The 14,989-nt window shown below is 73.3% G+C and carries 14 protein-coding genes; 3 read left to right on the forward strand and 11 right to left on the reverse strand.

The genetic code is table 11. From position 1 onward, the window contains the following. Window positions 1-7 precede the first annotated feature (7 nt). The gene (locus tag ACIG47_RS12085) at window positions 8-1,210 is read left to right on the forward strand and encodes an FAD-dependent monooxygenase (RefSeq protein ID WP_397431014.1); all 1,203 of its coding nucleotides are present in this window, start codon (window positions 8-10) and stop codon (window positions 1,208-1,210) included. Between the two features lie 52 nt (window positions 1,211-1,262). On the opposite strand, the gene ACIG47_RS12090 is transcribed toward ACIG47_RS12085, so the two are convergent. From ACIG47_RS12090 to ACIG47_RS12125, 8 genes are all read right to left on the reverse strand, one after another. Continuing rightward, window positions 1,263-2,024, reverse strand: a complete 762-nt coding sequence (locus tag ACIG47_RS12090; protein WP_397431015.1) for a crotonase/enoyl-CoA hydratase family protein — start codon at window positions 2,022-2,024, stop codon at window positions 1,263-1,265. Beyond that, window positions 2,021-3,547 (reverse strand): AMP-binding protein, encoded by a 1,527-nt coding sequence (locus tag ACIG47_RS12095; protein WP_397431017.1) that lies wholly within the window; start codon window positions 3,545-3,547, stop codon window positions 2,021-2,023. Before ACIG47_RS12095 ends, ACIG47_RS12090 begins: the two co-directional genes overlap by 4 nt. A gap of 102 nt (window positions 3,548-3,649) precedes the next feature. After that, a complete protein-coding gene (locus ACIG47_RS12100) occupies window positions 3,650-4,924 on the reverse strand; it encodes a cytochrome P450 (RefSeq protein WP_397431018.1) in 1,275 nt (424 codons plus the stop codon). 79 nt (window positions 4,925-5,003) lie between these two features. Then, window positions 5,004-5,972 (reverse strand): GTPase Era, encoded by a 969-nt coding sequence (gene era / locus ACIG47_RS12105; RefSeq protein ID WP_397411128.1) that lies wholly within the window; start codon window positions 5,970-5,972, stop codon window positions 5,004-5,006. Beyond that, window positions 5,969-7,354 carry a hemolysin family protein gene (locus ACIG47_RS12110; RefSeq protein WP_397431020.1) on the reverse strand — a complete coding sequence of 462 codons (1,386 nt, stop codon included), beginning with the start codon at window positions 7,352-7,354 and terminating at the stop codon, window positions 5,969-5,971. Before ACIG47_RS12110 ends, era begins: the two co-directional genes overlap by 4 nt. A gap of 5 nt (window positions 7,355-7,359) precedes the next feature. Further along, window positions 7,360-7,812, reverse strand: a complete 453-nt coding sequence (gene ybeY, locus ACIG47_RS12115; RefSeq protein WP_397411132.1) for an rRNA maturation RNase YbeY — start codon at window positions 7,810-7,812, stop codon at window positions 7,360-7,362. Then, window positions 7,809-8,864, reverse strand: a complete 1,056-nt coding sequence (locus ACIG47_RS12120) for a PhoH family protein (RefSeq protein ID WP_397411134.1) — start codon at window positions 8,862-8,864, stop codon at window positions 7,809-7,811. Before ACIG47_RS12120 ends, ybeY begins: the two co-directional genes overlap by 4 nt. 118 nt (window positions 8,865-8,982) lie before the next feature. Then, the gene (locus tag ACIG47_RS12125) at window positions 8,983-9,333 is read right to left on the reverse strand and encodes a histidine triad nucleotide-binding protein (protein ID WP_397411136.1); all 351 of its coding nucleotides are present in this window, start codon (window positions 9,331-9,333) and stop codon (window positions 8,983-8,985) included. A gap of 246 nt (window positions 9,334-9,579) precedes the next feature. Between ACIG47_RS12125 and ACIG47_RS12130 the strand changes: the two genes are divergently transcribed. Together ACIG47_RS12130 and ACIG47_RS12135 are read left to right on the forward strand one after the other, a co-directional pair. Then, complete coding sequence (locus ACIG47_RS12130) at window positions 9,580-11,058, forward strand: helix-hairpin-helix domain-containing protein (protein ID WP_397431021.1); 1,479 nt, start codon at window positions 9,580-9,582, stop codon at window positions 11,056-11,058. Continuing rightward, window positions 11,055-11,930, forward strand: a complete 876-nt coding sequence (locus ACIG47_RS12135; protein ID WP_397431023.1) for an OmpA family protein — start codon at window positions 11,055-11,057, stop codon at window positions 11,928-11,930. The genes ACIG47_RS12130 and ACIG47_RS12135 overlap by 4 nt, the downstream gene beginning before the upstream one ends. Window positions 11,931-11,979: 49 nt before the next feature. On the opposite strand, the gene ACIG47_RS12140 is transcribed toward ACIG47_RS12135, so the two are convergent. The 3 genes from ACIG47_RS12140 to hrcA are packed head-to-tail and all read right to left on the reverse strand — an operon-like array spanning window position 11,980 to window position 14,937. After that, on the reverse strand, window positions 11,980-12,747 hold the full coding sequence (locus ACIG47_RS12140) for a 16S rRNA (uracil(1498)-N(3))-methyltransferase (protein WP_397411142.1): 768 nt from the start codon (window positions 12,745-12,747) through the stop codon (window positions 11,980-11,982). Between the two features lie 10 nt (window positions 12,748-12,757). Continuing rightward, window positions 12,758-13,879, reverse strand: a complete 1,122-nt coding sequence (gene dnaJ, locus ACIG47_RS12145; RefSeq protein ID WP_397411144.1) for a molecular chaperone DnaJ — start codon at window positions 13,877-13,879, stop codon at window positions 12,758-12,760. Between the two features lie 38 nt (window positions 13,880-13,917). After that, a complete protein-coding gene (hrcA, locus tag ACIG47_RS12150; protein ID WP_397411146.1) occupies window positions 13,918-14,937 on the reverse strand; it encodes a heat-inducible transcriptional repressor HrcA in 1,020 nt (339 codons plus the stop codon). Window positions 14,938-14,989 lie beyond the last annotated feature (52 nt).

Consider the following 14,989-nt stretch of genomic DNA (forward strand, 5'->3'; position numbering starts at 1 on the left):
TTTCCATATGAGAGCACTCGTCATTGGAGCGGGCATCACCGGGCCCGTGACCGCCATGGCCCTGCAGAAGGCAGGCATCGACGCGACGATCCACGAGGCGTACGAGCGCACGGCCGACGGCGTCGGCGCCTACCTCAACCTCGCCACCAACGGCCTGGCCGCCCTGCGCGTGCTCGGCATCGACCACCGGGACCTCGGCGGCTTCGACACCCCAGCGCTGGAGCTGCGCAACGCCTCGGGCCGGCGCCTGGCCCACCTCGCGATGAGCCGGGACGACGCCGCCGGCACGGTCAGCCAGACCGTCCGCCGGTCGGACCTCTACGTCCGGCTCCGTGACGAGACCGTGCGGCGCGGCATCCCGGTCGAGTACGGCAGGCGCCTGGTCGACGCCGTACCGCACCGGGGCGGCGTGCTCGCCACGTTCGCGGACGGCGGTACGGCCGAGGGCGACCTGCTCGTCGGCGCCGACGGCCTGCACTCCCGCACCCGCGCCGTCCTGGACCCGCACTGCCCGCCGCCGCGCTACACCGGGCTCCTGAACACGGGCGGCTATGCCTCCGGCGTCTCGGTGGACACGCCGGTGGGGCTGTTCACCATGATCTTCGGGCGGCGGGCGTTCTTCGCCTACGCGAACCGGGGCCCGGGCGACGTGTGGTGGTTCGCGAACGTGCCCCGCGCCCGCGCGGCGAGCGACGACGAGCTCGCGGCGTACACCCCGGACCGCTGGCGCGCCGAGCTGGAGCGCCTGTTCGCCGACGACGCCGGGCCCGCGCTGGAGATCATCGCCGCCACGCCGGAGATCATCGCGCCCTGGAACACCCTGGACCTGCCCACGGTGCCCGTCTGGCACCGCGGCCCGATCGGGCTGGTGGGCGACGCGGCGCACGGCATCTCACCGACGTCCGGCCAGGGTGCCTCGCTCGCGATCGAGGACGGCGTGCTGCTGGCCCGTCTCCTGCGCGACCACGGCGACCCGGCGGCGGCGTTCGCCGCGTTCGAGGCGGCCCGCCGGCGACGGGTCGAGAAGCTGATCGCCCAGGCGAAGCGCACGTCCAACCAGAAGATCCCGAACCCGCTGACCCGGCTGCTCCGCGACCGCCTGATCCTCCCGCTGGTCAGCCGCGCGGCAGCTCGCACCACCCACGACTGGGTCACCGACTACCGCATCGACTGGGACGCGCCGGCCGACCACCTCCCCGCCCGCCGTTGAGTGCTGGGTACTGGTTCGTTCCCGGCCGGGGAGACCAACGAACACCCAGCACTCACGCAAGGGTGCCGTGGCGGCCCGAGCCCGCGGCGAAGGCCGCCGCGCCCGCGTACGCGTCCGCCGCCAGGGAGCGGGCACCGTGGGTCCACTCCTGGGCCAGTGCGTCCGGCTCGGCCAGGCCCCACTGGTCCAGCACGGACGCGCGGTCCTCGCGCAGGCAGGTCTGCGGGAACGCCGCCAGCGACTCCGCCAGCTCCACGGCCGCCGCCAGCGCCTGACCTGCGGGCACCACCCGGTTGGCCAGGCCGATCCGCAGCGCCTCGTCGGCCTCGACCGCACGGCCGGTCAGGATCATGTCCATCGCGTGCGACTGCCCGACCAGCCGCGGCAGCCGCACGGTGCCGCCGTCGATCAGGGGCACGCCCCAGCGACGGCAGAAGACGCCGAAGACGGCGGTCTCGTCGGCGACGCGCAGGTCCGCCCAGGCGGCGAGCTCCAGCCCGCCCGCCACGGCGTGCCCGGACACGGCGGCGATCACCGGCTTGCTCAGCCGCAGCCGGGTGGGCCCCATCGGGCCGTCACCGTCCGGCGCCGCCCGGTTGCCGTCCGGCGTGCCCAGCGCCTTGAGGTCCGCGCCGGAGCAGAACGTGCCGCCCGTGCCGTACAGCACGGCGGCGGTGGCGGCGTCGTCGGCGTCGAAGGCGCGGAACGCGGCGGCGAGGGCGGCCGCCGTGGGGCCGTCGACGGCGTTGCGCCGCTCGGGGCGGTCGATGCCGATCAGGGTGACGCTGCCCTCGCGGGTGACCAGGACGCTCATCGGCGACCCTCCCACAGCGGCTCGCGCAGCGCGCGCCGCAGCACCTTGCCCACGGGCGAGAGCGGCACCGCGTCGACGGTCCGCACCGACTTGGGCACCTTGTAGCCCGCCAGCCGTTCCCGCACGGCGGCCTGGAGCGCGGCCTCGTCGACGGTCGCGCCGGGCGCGGGCACGACGAACGCGGTGACGGCCTCGACCCACGTGTCGTCGGGCGCGCCGACCACGACGGCCTGCGCCACGGACGGCTGGGCCAGCAGCACGTCCTCGACCTCGCGCGGGTAGACGTTGTAGCCGCCGGTGATGATCATGTCGCTGCGCCGGTCCACGAGGTACAGGTAGCCGCGCTCGTCGACGCGGGCCATGTCCCGGGTGCGCAGCCAGCCGTCGCCGGCGAACATCTCCGCGTTCAGCTCGGGGGCCGCGTGGTAGCCGGCCATGGTGAACGGTGCACGCACCCGGATCTCGCCGACGTCGCCCGGGGCCACGGGGACGCCGTCGTCGTCGGTCACCAGGATCTGGGCGTCCAGGGCGGGCTGGCCGCAGGAGCCGAGCAGCGAGGCGTCGCCGTGGTCCGCGGCGTCGAGCACCGTGAGGCACAGCGGCGCCTCGGTCTGGCCGTAGTACTGCGCGAACCGCGGGCCCCAGACGTCCATGGCCTCCTCGATCACCGGGCGCGGCATGGGGCTGGCGCCGTAGATCGCGGTGCGCAGCGAGGAGACGTCGGCGCGCTGGGCGACGCCGCTGCCGAGCAGCATGCCGATCATCGTGGGCACCAGGTTGATCTCCGTGGCGCGGTACCGGGCGACGGCGTCGACGTAGCCCTGCGGGTCGAAGCCGGGCAGCACCACCGACTCGCCGCCACGCAGCCAGTAGGGCAGCACGAAGGTGCCGCTGGCGTGGATCAGGCTCGCGGCGTGCAGCATCACCGAGTCGCGGGCGGGGCTGACCAGGTTGGTGAGGATGTTCGTGACGATCGCGGCGTAGCTGGCCTGCGTGTGCTCCACGGCCTTGAGCGTGCCCGTGGTGCCCGAGGTGTACAGCAGCAGGATCGGGTCCTGCGGGTGCGCCGGCAGGTTCGGGTCGGTGGTGGCGACCTCGTTCATCGCGACCAGCAGGTCCGCCCCGCCGACGGCGCCGGGCGCGCCCAGGCCGAGCGTGGCGACGCCGTGCGCCGCGGCGAGCTCGCCGGCCCGCTCGACCAGGGCCGCGTCGTGCACCAGGAGCCGGACGCCGGTCTCGTCGAGCATGCGGCCCTGCTCCGCCGCCGAGAGCCGGGCGTTCAGGGGCACTCGGGTGACACCCGCCTTGAGGCAGGCGAAGTCCATCGCGATGGACCACAGCCCGTTGCCCATCAGCAGCGCGACGCGCGACCCGGGCTCGGCGCCGTGGGCGTGCAGCACGCGCGCCATGGCGTTCGCCGCCTCGTCGACCTGCGTGTACGTGAGCGACTCGTCACCGAAGCGGACGGCGGTGCGCGGCCCGAACCGGGCGGCCCCGCGGCGGACCAGGTCGACGGTGAGCATGTTCTTCCTCCACGACAGATGTCCAGTTAGTACGTTTCGTGACCGTACTACCCGGTCCGCGCCAGGTGGAAGGGTGCGCCGACCATGTCACATCGCCGCAGGTCAGACCTCGTAGATCTCCGTGCCCGACGAACGTGCGCGCCGGTACCGCACCGGAAGCGCCTGCGGGTGCCGCACCCACGGCGACGGCACCCAGGCGAGCTCGTGGTCCTCGACCGCGAGCTCCAGGTCCAGCTCCGTGAGCAGCCGGTTGATCGCCACGCGGGCCACGATCCGGGCCTGCCGCGACGCCGGGCACCGGTGCGGGCCGACACCCCAGGCAAGGTGCGCCCGGTTGCCGACCTCGTCCCACATGTCGCCCGTGTGCACCAGGGGGTCCTGGTTCGCCGCGGCCACGGCCATGATCAGGGCGTCGCCCTTGCGGATCAGCTTCCCGTCCAGCTCCAGGTCCTGCATGGCGTACCGGGGCAGCGGCGGGTTCGCGGCGGGGGCCTCGCGCCAGAGCACCTCGTCCAGGGCGTCGTCGAGGGCGATGCGGCCGCCGGTCCAGCGCGCGGCGAACCGCTGGTCGGTGAGCAGGAGCCGCAGGGTCAGGGCGATCCAGGCGGTGAGGAACTCGCTCGCCGCGATGAGCGGCACCGACATCGAGTCGGCCACCTCGCGGTCGTCGTGGAAGCTCTTGTGCTGCACGAACGCGGCGGTCAGGTCGGTACCGCCCGACGCCCTCCGCTCCAGCACGTGGGCCATGAGGTTGCGCCCCATCCGGTCGCGCGCCTGCGCCGCCTCGCTCGTGTGGTCCATGATGTGCGCCGAGTCGGCCATCATCTGGTCGGCGGTCTCGGGGTCGAACCCGAACAGCGCCGTGACGGCCAGGAAGCCGACCTTCTTGGACCAGTCCTTGACAAGATCGGCCTCGCCGCTGTCCCCCAGGGCCTCGACCAGCCGCATGCTGACCTCCTCGACCTCGGCCACCACCGTCTTCTCGGGCAGCGCGGCCAGCCCGTCGTCCAGCGGCTCGCGCAGGCGGCGGCGCTTCTCGCCGTCGTGGTGGTAGGACGAGCTGCGCGGCTCGCGCGGCGAGATGCCCAGGAGGGCCGAGCGCTCGGACAGCAGGCCGTCGTAGTGCCAGCGCCAGTTGCGCGGGTCGCGGGAGAACTGCGCCTCGTTGCGGGCGATGTCGCAGATCTCGGCATGGCCCATCACGAGCCACGCCGGCACGCCCGGCTCCATGTCGACGGGCGCCACGACACCCCATCTCGCCCGGAGCACGTTGTAGATCTCCTGCGAGTCGGCACCACCCGTCGTCGCCGACAGGGGGGTGAGCCCGCTGAGGCTCGTGAGCTCGACGGGCGCCGTCCGGGCGGCCACTCTCTCCATGTGTGCTATCTCAGCACAGTGTCCGTATTGCCCGTAATCGTGGCTGCGATATCCGGGCTCCCAGGGGTGTCCGCCGAGGTCAGAACCCGAGGCGTCGCAGCTGTTTCGGGTCGCGCTGCCAGTCCTTGGCGACCTTCACGTGCAGGTCCAGGTAGACGCGCTGACCCAGCAGCCGCTCGATACCCTGGCGCGCTTCGGTGCCCACCTGCCGCAGCCGCGAGCCGCCGCGCCCGATGATGATGGCCTTCTGCGAGTCGCGCTCGACGAACAGGTTGACGCGCACGTCCAGGAGCGCCGGCCGGCCCTTGTCCGGGTCGCCCGAGCCCTCGCGCTCCACGATCTCCTCGACGACCACCGCGAGCGAGTGCGGCAGCTCGTCGCGCACACCCTCCAGGGCGGCCTCGCGCACGAGCTCGGCCACCATGACGGCCTCGGGCTCGTCGGTCAGCTCCCCGCCCGGGTACAGCTCGGGCCCCTCGGGCAGGTGGGAGACGAGCACCGACTCGAGCTCGTCGACCTGGTAGCCGTCCTTCGCGGACACGGGCACGATGTCGTCCCACTCACGGTCCACGGACCGTGCGAGCTGGTCGACGGCGACGAGGTGCTCCATGAGCTCGGCCCGGGGCACCAGGTCGGCCTTCGTGACGACGGCGACGACGGGTACCCGGCGCCGCCCCACCATGAGCTCGGCGAGCTGTGCCGCGATGTACCGGTCGCCGGGGCCCACCTTCTGGTCCGCGGGCAGGCAGAACGCGATGACGTCCACCTCGGACAGCGTGTCGCGCACGAGGTCGTTGAGCCGCTCGCCCAGCAGGGTGCGCGGGCGGTGCAGGCCCGGGGTGTCCACGAGCACGAGCTGCGCGTCGGGGCGGTGCACGATGCCGCGGATGGTGTGCCGCGTGGTCTGCGGCCGCGCGGACATGATCGCGACCTTCTGCCCCACCAGCGCGTTCGTCAGGGTGGACTTGCCGGCGTTGGGGCGCCCCACCAGGCAGGCGAACCCACTGCGGTGCACAGCGGTCTGATGCGCGGGGCTCTGGTCGCTCACGAGGTCACTTCTCTCTTCTGGTCGTGCTTCTGATCACGGTGGTCGTGCTGGTCGAGACCACCGTTGCTGTCGTCCGGCTCGCCCACCGGTTCCGTGCGGTGCACCAGGAGGGTCGAGATCTGCTTGCGCCGGCCCTCGACCCGCTCCGCGGCCAGGTGCACGCCGCCCACCTCGGCCGAGGACCCGGCCAGCGGCACCTTGCCCAGCGCCTTGGCGAGCAGGCCGCCCGCGGTGTCCACGTCGTCGTCGTCCAGGCGCAGGTCGAACAGGTCGCCGAGCTCGTCGACCGGCAGGCGGGCCGGCACCCGGTACGTGCCGTTGCCGAGGTCCTCGACCTCCTGGACCGGCACGGTGTCGTGCTCGTCGGTGAGCTCACCGACGACCTCCTCCAGGAGGTCCTCGATGGTCACCAGGCCGGCGACGCCGCCGTACTCGTCGACGACGAGCGCGATGTGGCTGGCCGAGGCCTGCATCTCGCGCAGCAGGTCGTCGATCGGCTTGGACTCGGGCACGAACACCGCGTCGCGCGCGACGTCGGCCGCGGGACGCCGGGACGGCTCCGGCGCGGCGCCGCCGTCGCCCACGGGCCAGTGCACCGCGGCCACCACGTCCTTGAGGTAGGCGACGCCCACGACGTCGTCCACCGACTCACCGATCACCGGGACCCGCGAGAAGCCGGACCGGAGGAACAGGCGCAGCACCCGGTCGAGCGACGTGTCGGCCGTGACGGTGACCATGTCGGTGCGGGGCACCATGACCTCGCGCGTGATGGTGCCGCCGAGCTCGATCACGGAGCGCAGCAGCTCCCGGTCCGACTCCTCGAACGCGCTGCTCTCCCCCACCCGGTCGGCGATGTCGCGCAGCTCGGCGTCCGTGGGGGGCGACGGGTCGTGCCGCGGCACCGACAGCCGGGTCAGCCATGCGACGGCCCGGGAGACGCCGGTCAGCGGCCCCACGAGGGCGACCAGCACGGCGACCGGCCGGCGGAAGCCGAGCGCACGCGGCGACACCCGCACGAAGATCACGCCGATGACGGCGCCGACCACCAGCGCGATGAGCATGACGGGCAGCTCGTTCGGCACCCCCTGGCCGGGGATCGCCTGCTGCACCAGCAGCGTCCCGGCCGCGATGGCCACGACCTCCGACATGACGCGCACGAGCGCGAAGGAGGCGACGATCGCCGTCGGGTCCACCACCAGGGCCTGGGCCCGCCGGATCCGCGCGGCGCGGTCCGGGTCGGGCGTCGGCCCGAGCTCCGCCTCGGCCAGCGCCTCCGTCAGGGAGGCGCGCGTGACGCGCAGCAGGGCGGCCTCACCGGCCGAGAGCATGCCGGCCAGCGAGAGGCCGACCAGCACGACGACGGTCAGGAGCAGGACGAGCACGCCGGTCACCGGGTGGCGAGGAAGGTCAGGAGAAGCTTGCGCTGGAGCGTGAACATCTCCTTCTCCTCCTCCGGCTCGGCGTGGTCGTAGCCGAGCAGGTGGAGGATGCCGTGCGTGGTCAGGAGCAGCAGCTCCTCGGTGGTGGAGTGGCCGGCGGCCTTGGCCTGGGTGACCGCGACCTCGGGGCACAGCACGATGTCGCCGAGGGTGCCGGCCGGGGTGACCTCGCCGTCCCGGCCGGGCCGCAGCTCGTCCATGGGGAAGGACAGGACGTCCGTGGGGCCAGGCTCGTCCATCCACTGCACGTGCAGGTCGGACATGACGGTGGTGTCGACGAAGATGATCGACAGCTCCGACTGCGGGTGCACCCGCATGGCGTCGAGCACGAACCGGCCGAGCGCGGCGAACTCCGCCTCGTCGACCTCGAACCCCGACTCGTTGTTGACCTCGATGCTCACCGGCGCTGCCTCTTGTTGCTCCCCGGACGGTGGTCCTGCGGCTGGCGGCCGGGGCGCTGCCCGCCCGCGACGACGTCCCACCGCGCGTACGCGTCGATGATGTCGCTGACCAGCCGGTGCCGCACCACGTCGGAGGACGTGAGGCGGCAGAACTCGACGTCGTCCACACCCAGCAGGATGTCCTCGACGACGCGCAGCCCCGACTGGGTGCCGCCCGGCAGGTCGACCTGCGTGGCGTCCCCGGTGATCACCATCTTGGAGCCGAAGCCCAGGCGGGTCAGGAACATCTTCATCTGCTCGGTCGAGGTGTTCTGCGCCTCGTCGAGCACGATGAACGAGTCGTTGAGCGACCGGCCGCGCATGTAGGCCAGCGGCGCCACCTCGATGGTGCCGGCCTCGATGAGCTTGGGCACCTGCTCGGGGTCGACCATGTCGTGCAGCGCGTCGTAGAGCGGGCGCAGGTACGGGTCGATCTTCTCCGACAGGGACCCGGGCAGGAACCCGAGCCGCTCCCCCGCCTCGACGGCGGGGCGCGTGAGGATGATCCGGTTGATCTGCTTGGCCTGCAGCGCCTGGACGGCCTTGGCCATGGCGAGGTAGGTCTTGCCGGTACCCGCGGGGCCGATGCCGAACGTGATGGTGTTGGAGTCGATGGCGTCGACGTACGCCTTCTGGCCGACCGTCTTGGGCCGGATGGTGCGGCCCCGGTTGGACAGGATGTTGAACGTGAGGACCTCGGCGGGCCGGGACGCGGACGCGTCGCTCAGCATCGCCACCGAGCGCTTCACGACCTCGGGGGTGAGCTGCGTGCCCGCCTCGACGACCTCGATCAGCTCGTCGAGCAGCTGGGTGACCAGGGCGACGTCGCCCGCCGGTCCGTTCACCGCTATCTCGTTGCCACGTGCGTGGACGTCGACGCCGGGGAAGCCCTCCTCGACGGCCCGCAGCACCGAGTCCCGGCTCCCGAGGAGCGCGACCGTCGGGATGTGGGCCGGGACGACGATCTTGTGCTCGATCCGGGTCTGTGACTGTGTGCTGGGCGTAGTGGTCATGAGCCGGCCCGCGGGGCCGATCCGCTCCTTCGTGCGGTAGGGATGACGACAGTCCTCATCCTATCGACCCGGCCGGGCTGCGCCACGGTCTTTCCACAGGCTTCGCCCCACCTGCCGGTCAGGCGAAGCCCGGCAGCTCCCCGCCGGCCAGCAGGTGGGCGTGCACGTGGAAGACCGTCTGCCCGGCCTTCGGTCCCGTGTTGAAGATCAGGCGGTACTGGCCGTCGGCCAGCTCGCTCGCGACACCGTCGGCCAGCGCGACCACGCCGGCCAGCCCCTCGGCGTCGGACGCCGCGAAGGCGGGCACGTCCGGGTAGTGCTCCCTCGGCACCACCAGCACGTGCACGGGCGCCTTGGGCGCGATGTCGCGGAAGGCGACGGCGGTGTCCGACGACGCCACGACGTCCGCCGGGATGTCCCCCGCCACGATCTTGCAGAAGAGGCAGTCGGGGCTGTCGGTGCTCGTCATGGTCGGCAGGCTACCGGCGGCCCCCGGGAGGCCGCGCCCGCAGGCGCCCGGCGGGCCGTCCGGCAGCCGTCGCCACGATTTTCCATACCGTTACATGGCTGGAAATGCCTGGGTGAAGGGGATGTGGGAGAGTTTGCCGCGTTCGATGGAGATTGGCGCAATGCGACCCATTTCGCCTGGGCCGGTCACGCCGGGTCGCGTCGTCGTCCGCACACCACACACCGCAGTAGTCACCTGGAGGTACGCGTGGGTTGGTTCATCGCCCAATCGCTCGCATTCATCGTCATCGCGGGTCTGATCGGTCTCGCGATCGGCATCTGGATCGGCTGGATCGTCTGGGGCCGTCGCGCCAAGGGCAAGCACATCGCCGAGAAGGCCGAGGCCACGCGTACCGCGAAGGCCACGGCGGAGGGGACGGAGGCCACGGGCACCGCGGCCGACAGCCCGGACGCAGCCGGCTCGGACGACGCGGGCCCGGTCAGCACGACCGACACCGAGACCGTGCGTGCGCTCGCGGTCGCCGCGACGACCGACGAGACGCCGGACGCCGGGACGAGCGCCGCCGGCGCCTCCGCCGCGGACGACGCCAACCGCCTGGACGGCGCGGACCACCCCGGCGCCGAGAACAGCGAGACCGGGGGCGACGACACCGGGGACGCCGACATCGAGGACGGCTCCGCCGGGGCCGACGTCGTGGCCGCGGCCGAGGCCGTGGCGCGCGAGGCTGCCGAGGCCGCCGCCGCTGCCGCCGCGGAGGCTCCGGCCGCCGCCGAGGACGCACCCGCGACCGCAGCCCCGCAGGACGACCTGCGCCGGATCGAGGGCATCGGTCCCAAGATCGCTGCCGCGCTCGCCGCCGCCGGCTACGGGACGTACGCGAGGATCGCGGGTGCCACCGAGGACGAGCTGCGCGAGGCCGTCGCGAGCCAGGGCATCAAGTTCGCCCCGTCGGCCAGCACGTGGGCCGACCAGGCGCAGTACCTGGTCGACGGCGACGAGGACGGCCTGCAGGAGTACCAGGACTACCTCGTCGGGGGCCAGGAACGTCGCGCCAAGTTCAACAAGGACGTCGACTACGCCGACGTCGACGAGATCGAGGGCGCCGAGGCCAAGGCCGCCGCCCTCGCCCAGGACGAGGCCGAGACGGCCGCCGCCGAGGCGGCAGCGGAGCAGACCACGCCGGAGCCCGAGCCCGAGCCCGAGCCCGAGCCGCAGGATCTGCGGCGCATCGAGGGCATCGGCCCGAAGATCGAGGCGGTCCTCAAGGCCGCCGGGTACACCACGTACGCCAAGATCGCCGGAGCGAGCGAGACCGAGCTGCGCGAGGCCCTCGCCACCGGCGGGATCACGTTCGCGCCTGCCGCGACGAGCTGGGCGGACCAGGCGCAGTACCTGGTCGACGGCGACGAGGACGGCCTGCAGGAGTACCAGGACTACCTCGTCGGGGGCCAGGAACGTCGCGCCAGGTTCAACGAGAACGTCGACTACGCCGACGTCGACGAGATCGAGGGCGCCGAGGCCAAGGCCGCCGCCCTCGCCCAGGACGAGGCCGAGACGGCGGCGGCGGAGGCCGGGGTTGAGGAGGCCGGGGTTGAGGAGGCCGGGGCTGAGGAGGCCGGGGCTGAGGCCGGGTCCACGAAGGCCGGGTCCACGAAGGCCGGGTCGAAGGCGACGGCCGCCGCCGAGGACGACGCCGAGCCCACGCAGTCCGGGGCGAAGGCATGAACCTGCGGACGGTCCTGCCGCCGGTCGTGGTGGTCGTCCTCGGGTTCGGTGCGCTCTCGGGCGTCCAGAACACGGGGTTCCGCGAGCAGATCGAGGCCACGCTGACCGAGAGCGCCGAGGAGGCGCTCGCGGCGGCGGGGCGTTCCGACGTGGCGGTCGAGCTCACGGGCCGGGACGCGGAGGTCACGGCCGCGACCGCCGTGGACGCGCTGGTGGCGGCCGAGATCGTCGGTGACGTGACCGGCGTCCGCACGGCGGCGGCGTACGGCCCGGGGGGCCTGGTGCCTCCCGGCTCCGGGACGACGCAGGCGCACGTGGCGGGTGAGGACGAGGAGACCGGGGAGACGCAGGCCGAGCCGACGGCGTCACCCGAGGCGACCGAGGCGACGTCCGACGACGGCACCGACGAGACCACGGACGACGAGAGCGACGACGAGACCAGCACGGACGACAGCACCGAGGAGAGCACGGACGACGAGACCGCCGAGCCCGACCGCGAGCCCACCCGCAAGGAGCGGGAACGGGCGCAGGAGGACCTCGTCGAGATCCCGAGCATCACGTTCGTCACGGACAGCGCGCGCCTGACCAAGGACGGCCGCCGGGTGGTGCGGGAGGCCGCCGAGGTGCTGGAGGAGCACCCCGAGGTCGAGGTGCGCATCGAGGGGCACACCGACTCGGTGGGCACCGAGGCGCACAACCAGCGGCTCAGCGAGCGGCGCGCGCAGGCGGTGCTGGACCGGCTCGTGGAGCTGGGCGTCGACGCGGACCGGCTGACGTCGAAGGGTTACGGCGAGTCCGACCCGCTGGTGGTCCCGAGAACGTTCGCGGACCTGGAGCAGAACCGCCGCGTGGAGTTCGTCGTCACCCGCTGACGCACCGGGCGCCGAGATCCGGTGGTGCGGCCACCGGGTCTCGGCGCCGTCAGGCCCAGCGGCCCAGGCGGGTGCTCAGCAGGGCGATCGCGACCGGGCCTGCCGTCGACGTGCGGAGCACGTGCGGGCCCAGGCGGGCCGTGACCGCCCCGGCCTCGGTGAGCTGTGCGACCTCGGCCTCCGAGATGCCGCCCTCGGGGCCGACCACCACGAGCAGCTCCCCGGCGTCGGGCAGCGGCACCGCCGCCAGCGCCGTGGTGGCCTCCTCGTGCAGCACGAGCACCGCGCCGCCCGCCGCCACGACCTCCCGCGCCCGGGCCGCGAGCTGCTTGGTGCTGAGCGCGGCGGCGACGTCGGGGATGCGCGACCGGCGCGCCTGCTTGGTCGCGGCGCGCACGGTGCTGACCCAGCGGGCCCGGGACTTCGCGGCCCGGTCCCCGCGCCACACGACGACGGACCGCTCGGCCTGCCAGGGCACGATCGCGTCGGCCCCCGTCTCGGTGGCGGCCTCGATCGCCATCTCGTCGCGGTCCCCCTTGGCGAGGGCCTGCACCAGCGTGACGACGACGGCGGGCGCCGGCTCGACGTCGACGTCCTCGACCCGGAGGTGCACCTGCGCGCCGTCCACGGACTCGACGACGGTGCGCAGGCGCACCCCGGCGCCGTCGACCACGTCGATCCGCTCGCCCGGGCCGCGACGCTGGACCACGCCGGCGTGCCGGCCCTCCGCGCCGTCGAGCACGTAGACCGAGCCGGCGGCGTACCCCGACAGCGGGTGCGCGACGGACGCCTCCGCGAGAAAGACCGGTGCGCTCATGGGCCGGCGGTCAGCGGCCGCTGAGCTTGTCGCGCAGGCGCGAGAACACGCCGCCGTGCACCGTGGCGAGCCGCGGCTCGGGCCGCTCCTCGCCACGCAGCGTCGCGAGCTGCTGGAGCAGCGCCGTCTGCTCCTCGTCCAGGCCCGTGGGCACGTGGACCTCGATGTGCACGTTGAGGTCTCCGCGCCCGGTGGAGTGCAGGTGCCCCACGCCGAGGCCCTTGAGCGTCACCACCTGGCCCGGCTGCGTGCCCGGGCGCAGGTCGATCTCCTGGAGCCCGTCCAGGGTGTCCAGCTCGAGCACGGTGCCGAGCGCGGCCGCCGTCATCGGCACCTGGAGGGTGCAGTGCAGCTCGTCGCCGCGGCGCACGAACGTGTCGTGCGCCCGCTCGCGGATCTCGACGTACAGGTCGCCGGCGGGGCCGCCACCCGGGCCCACCTCGCCCTGCGCGGAGAGCTTGATGCGGGTGCCGGTGTCCACGCCGGCGGGCACGTTGACGGCGATGGTGCGGCGCGAGCGCACGCGCCCCTCGCCGGCGCAGTCGGTGCAGGGCTCGGGGATGACGGTGCCGAAGCCGCCGCACGCGGAGCACGGCTGGTTGGTCATGACCTGGCCGAGGAACGAGCGCGCCACGCGCTGCACCGAACCGCGGCCGTGGCAGACGTCGCAGGTGCGGGCATGCGTACCCGGCCGCGCGCCGTCGCCGCCACAGGTGTTGCACACCACGGCGGTGTCCACCTGGATCTCGCGCTTGGCGCCGAAGACGGCCTCGCCGAGCTCGATGTCGAGCCGGACCAGCGCGTCGTTGCCGCGGCGGGCGCGCGGGACCGGCCCCGAGGGCTGCCCGCCGCCGAAGAACGTCTCGAAGATGTCCTGGAAGCCGAACCCGGCCCCGAACCCGCCGCCGGCGCCCCCACCGGGGGCGGTCGGGTCCACGCCCATGTCGTACTGCTGGCGCTTGTCCGGGTTGGAGAGCACCTCGTAGGCGCGCGCGACGTCCTTGAACCGGTCCTCGCCCGCCTCGCCCGCCACGTCCGGGTGCAGCTCGCGGGCCAGCTTGCGGTATGCCTTCTTGATCTGCTCGGGCGAGGCGTCGCGCGGGACACCGAGGATCTCGTAGTAGTCGGTCACAGGTCTCTCTTTGTGAGGAGGTTTGTGGAAGGGGTGTGTCAGCCGGGCAGAACTCGCGACAGGTAGCGCGCGACGGCGCGCACCGCGGCGATGGTGCCCGGGTAGTCCATGCGGGTGGGGCCGATCGAGCTCAGGATCGCGACGCTGTCGCCGTCGGACGAGCCGTAGCCTGACGTGACCACGGAGGTCTCCGACAGTCCGGCGAGCCGGTTCTCGTGGCCGATGCTGACGGCCACGCCGGCCTCGTCGGACATGTCGGTGAGGAGACCGAGCAGGACGACCTGCTCCTCGAGCGCCTCGAGCACGGGGCGCAGGCCCTGCTCGAACCGCATGCCGGAACGCGCCAGGTTCGCCTGACCCGTGAGCACGATGCGTTCCTCGCTCTCCTCGGCGAGCGCCGCCGTGACGACCTCGGCCACCGCGGTGGCCAGCGCCCGGTGCTCGTCCGGCATCGCCTCGGTGAGCCGCGCGAAGGCGCTGCCGATCTCCGTGAGGCGGTGGCCGGCGGCCGCGGCGTTGAAGCGGGCGCGCAGCTCGCCGAGCGTCCCGTCGTCCAGGGTGACCGGCACGTCGAGGAAACGCTGCTCCACCCGCCCCGTGTCGGTGATGACGACCACGAGGAGGCGCCCCTCGGCCGTGGGCACGAGCTCCAGGTGCCGCAGCCCGGACCGGCGCAGCGACGGGTACTGCACGACGGCGACGTGCCCCGTGAGCTGGGCGATGAGCCGCCCGGCGCGTGCCACGACGTCGTCCAGGTCGACCGCCTCGGACAGGAAGGTCTCGATGGCGCGCTTCTGCGGCTGGGTCAGCGGCCGCACCTCGGCGAGCTGGTCCACGAAGAGGCGGTAGCCCTTGTCGGTCGGGATGCGCCCGGCCGACGTGTGCGGCTGCGCGATGAGCCCGGCCTCCTCCAGGGCGGCCATGTCGTTGCGCACCGTCGCCGGGGAGACGCCGAGCTTGTGCCGCTCGGTGAGGATGCGCGAACCGACGGGCTCCCGTGTGCGGACATAGTCCTCCACGATCGCCCGCAGGACATCGAGCCTGCGTTCCTCGCTCATCGCGCTCACCTCCGTCCAGTAGAACGTCCAGGACCTGCACCCGGGTTCCTGC

Origin of the sequence: Promicromonospora sp. NPDC052451, assembly GCF_044547525.1 — a bacterium.
Classification (GTDB): Bacteria; Actinomycetota; Actinomycetes; order Actinomycetales; family Cellulomonadaceae; genus Promicromonospora.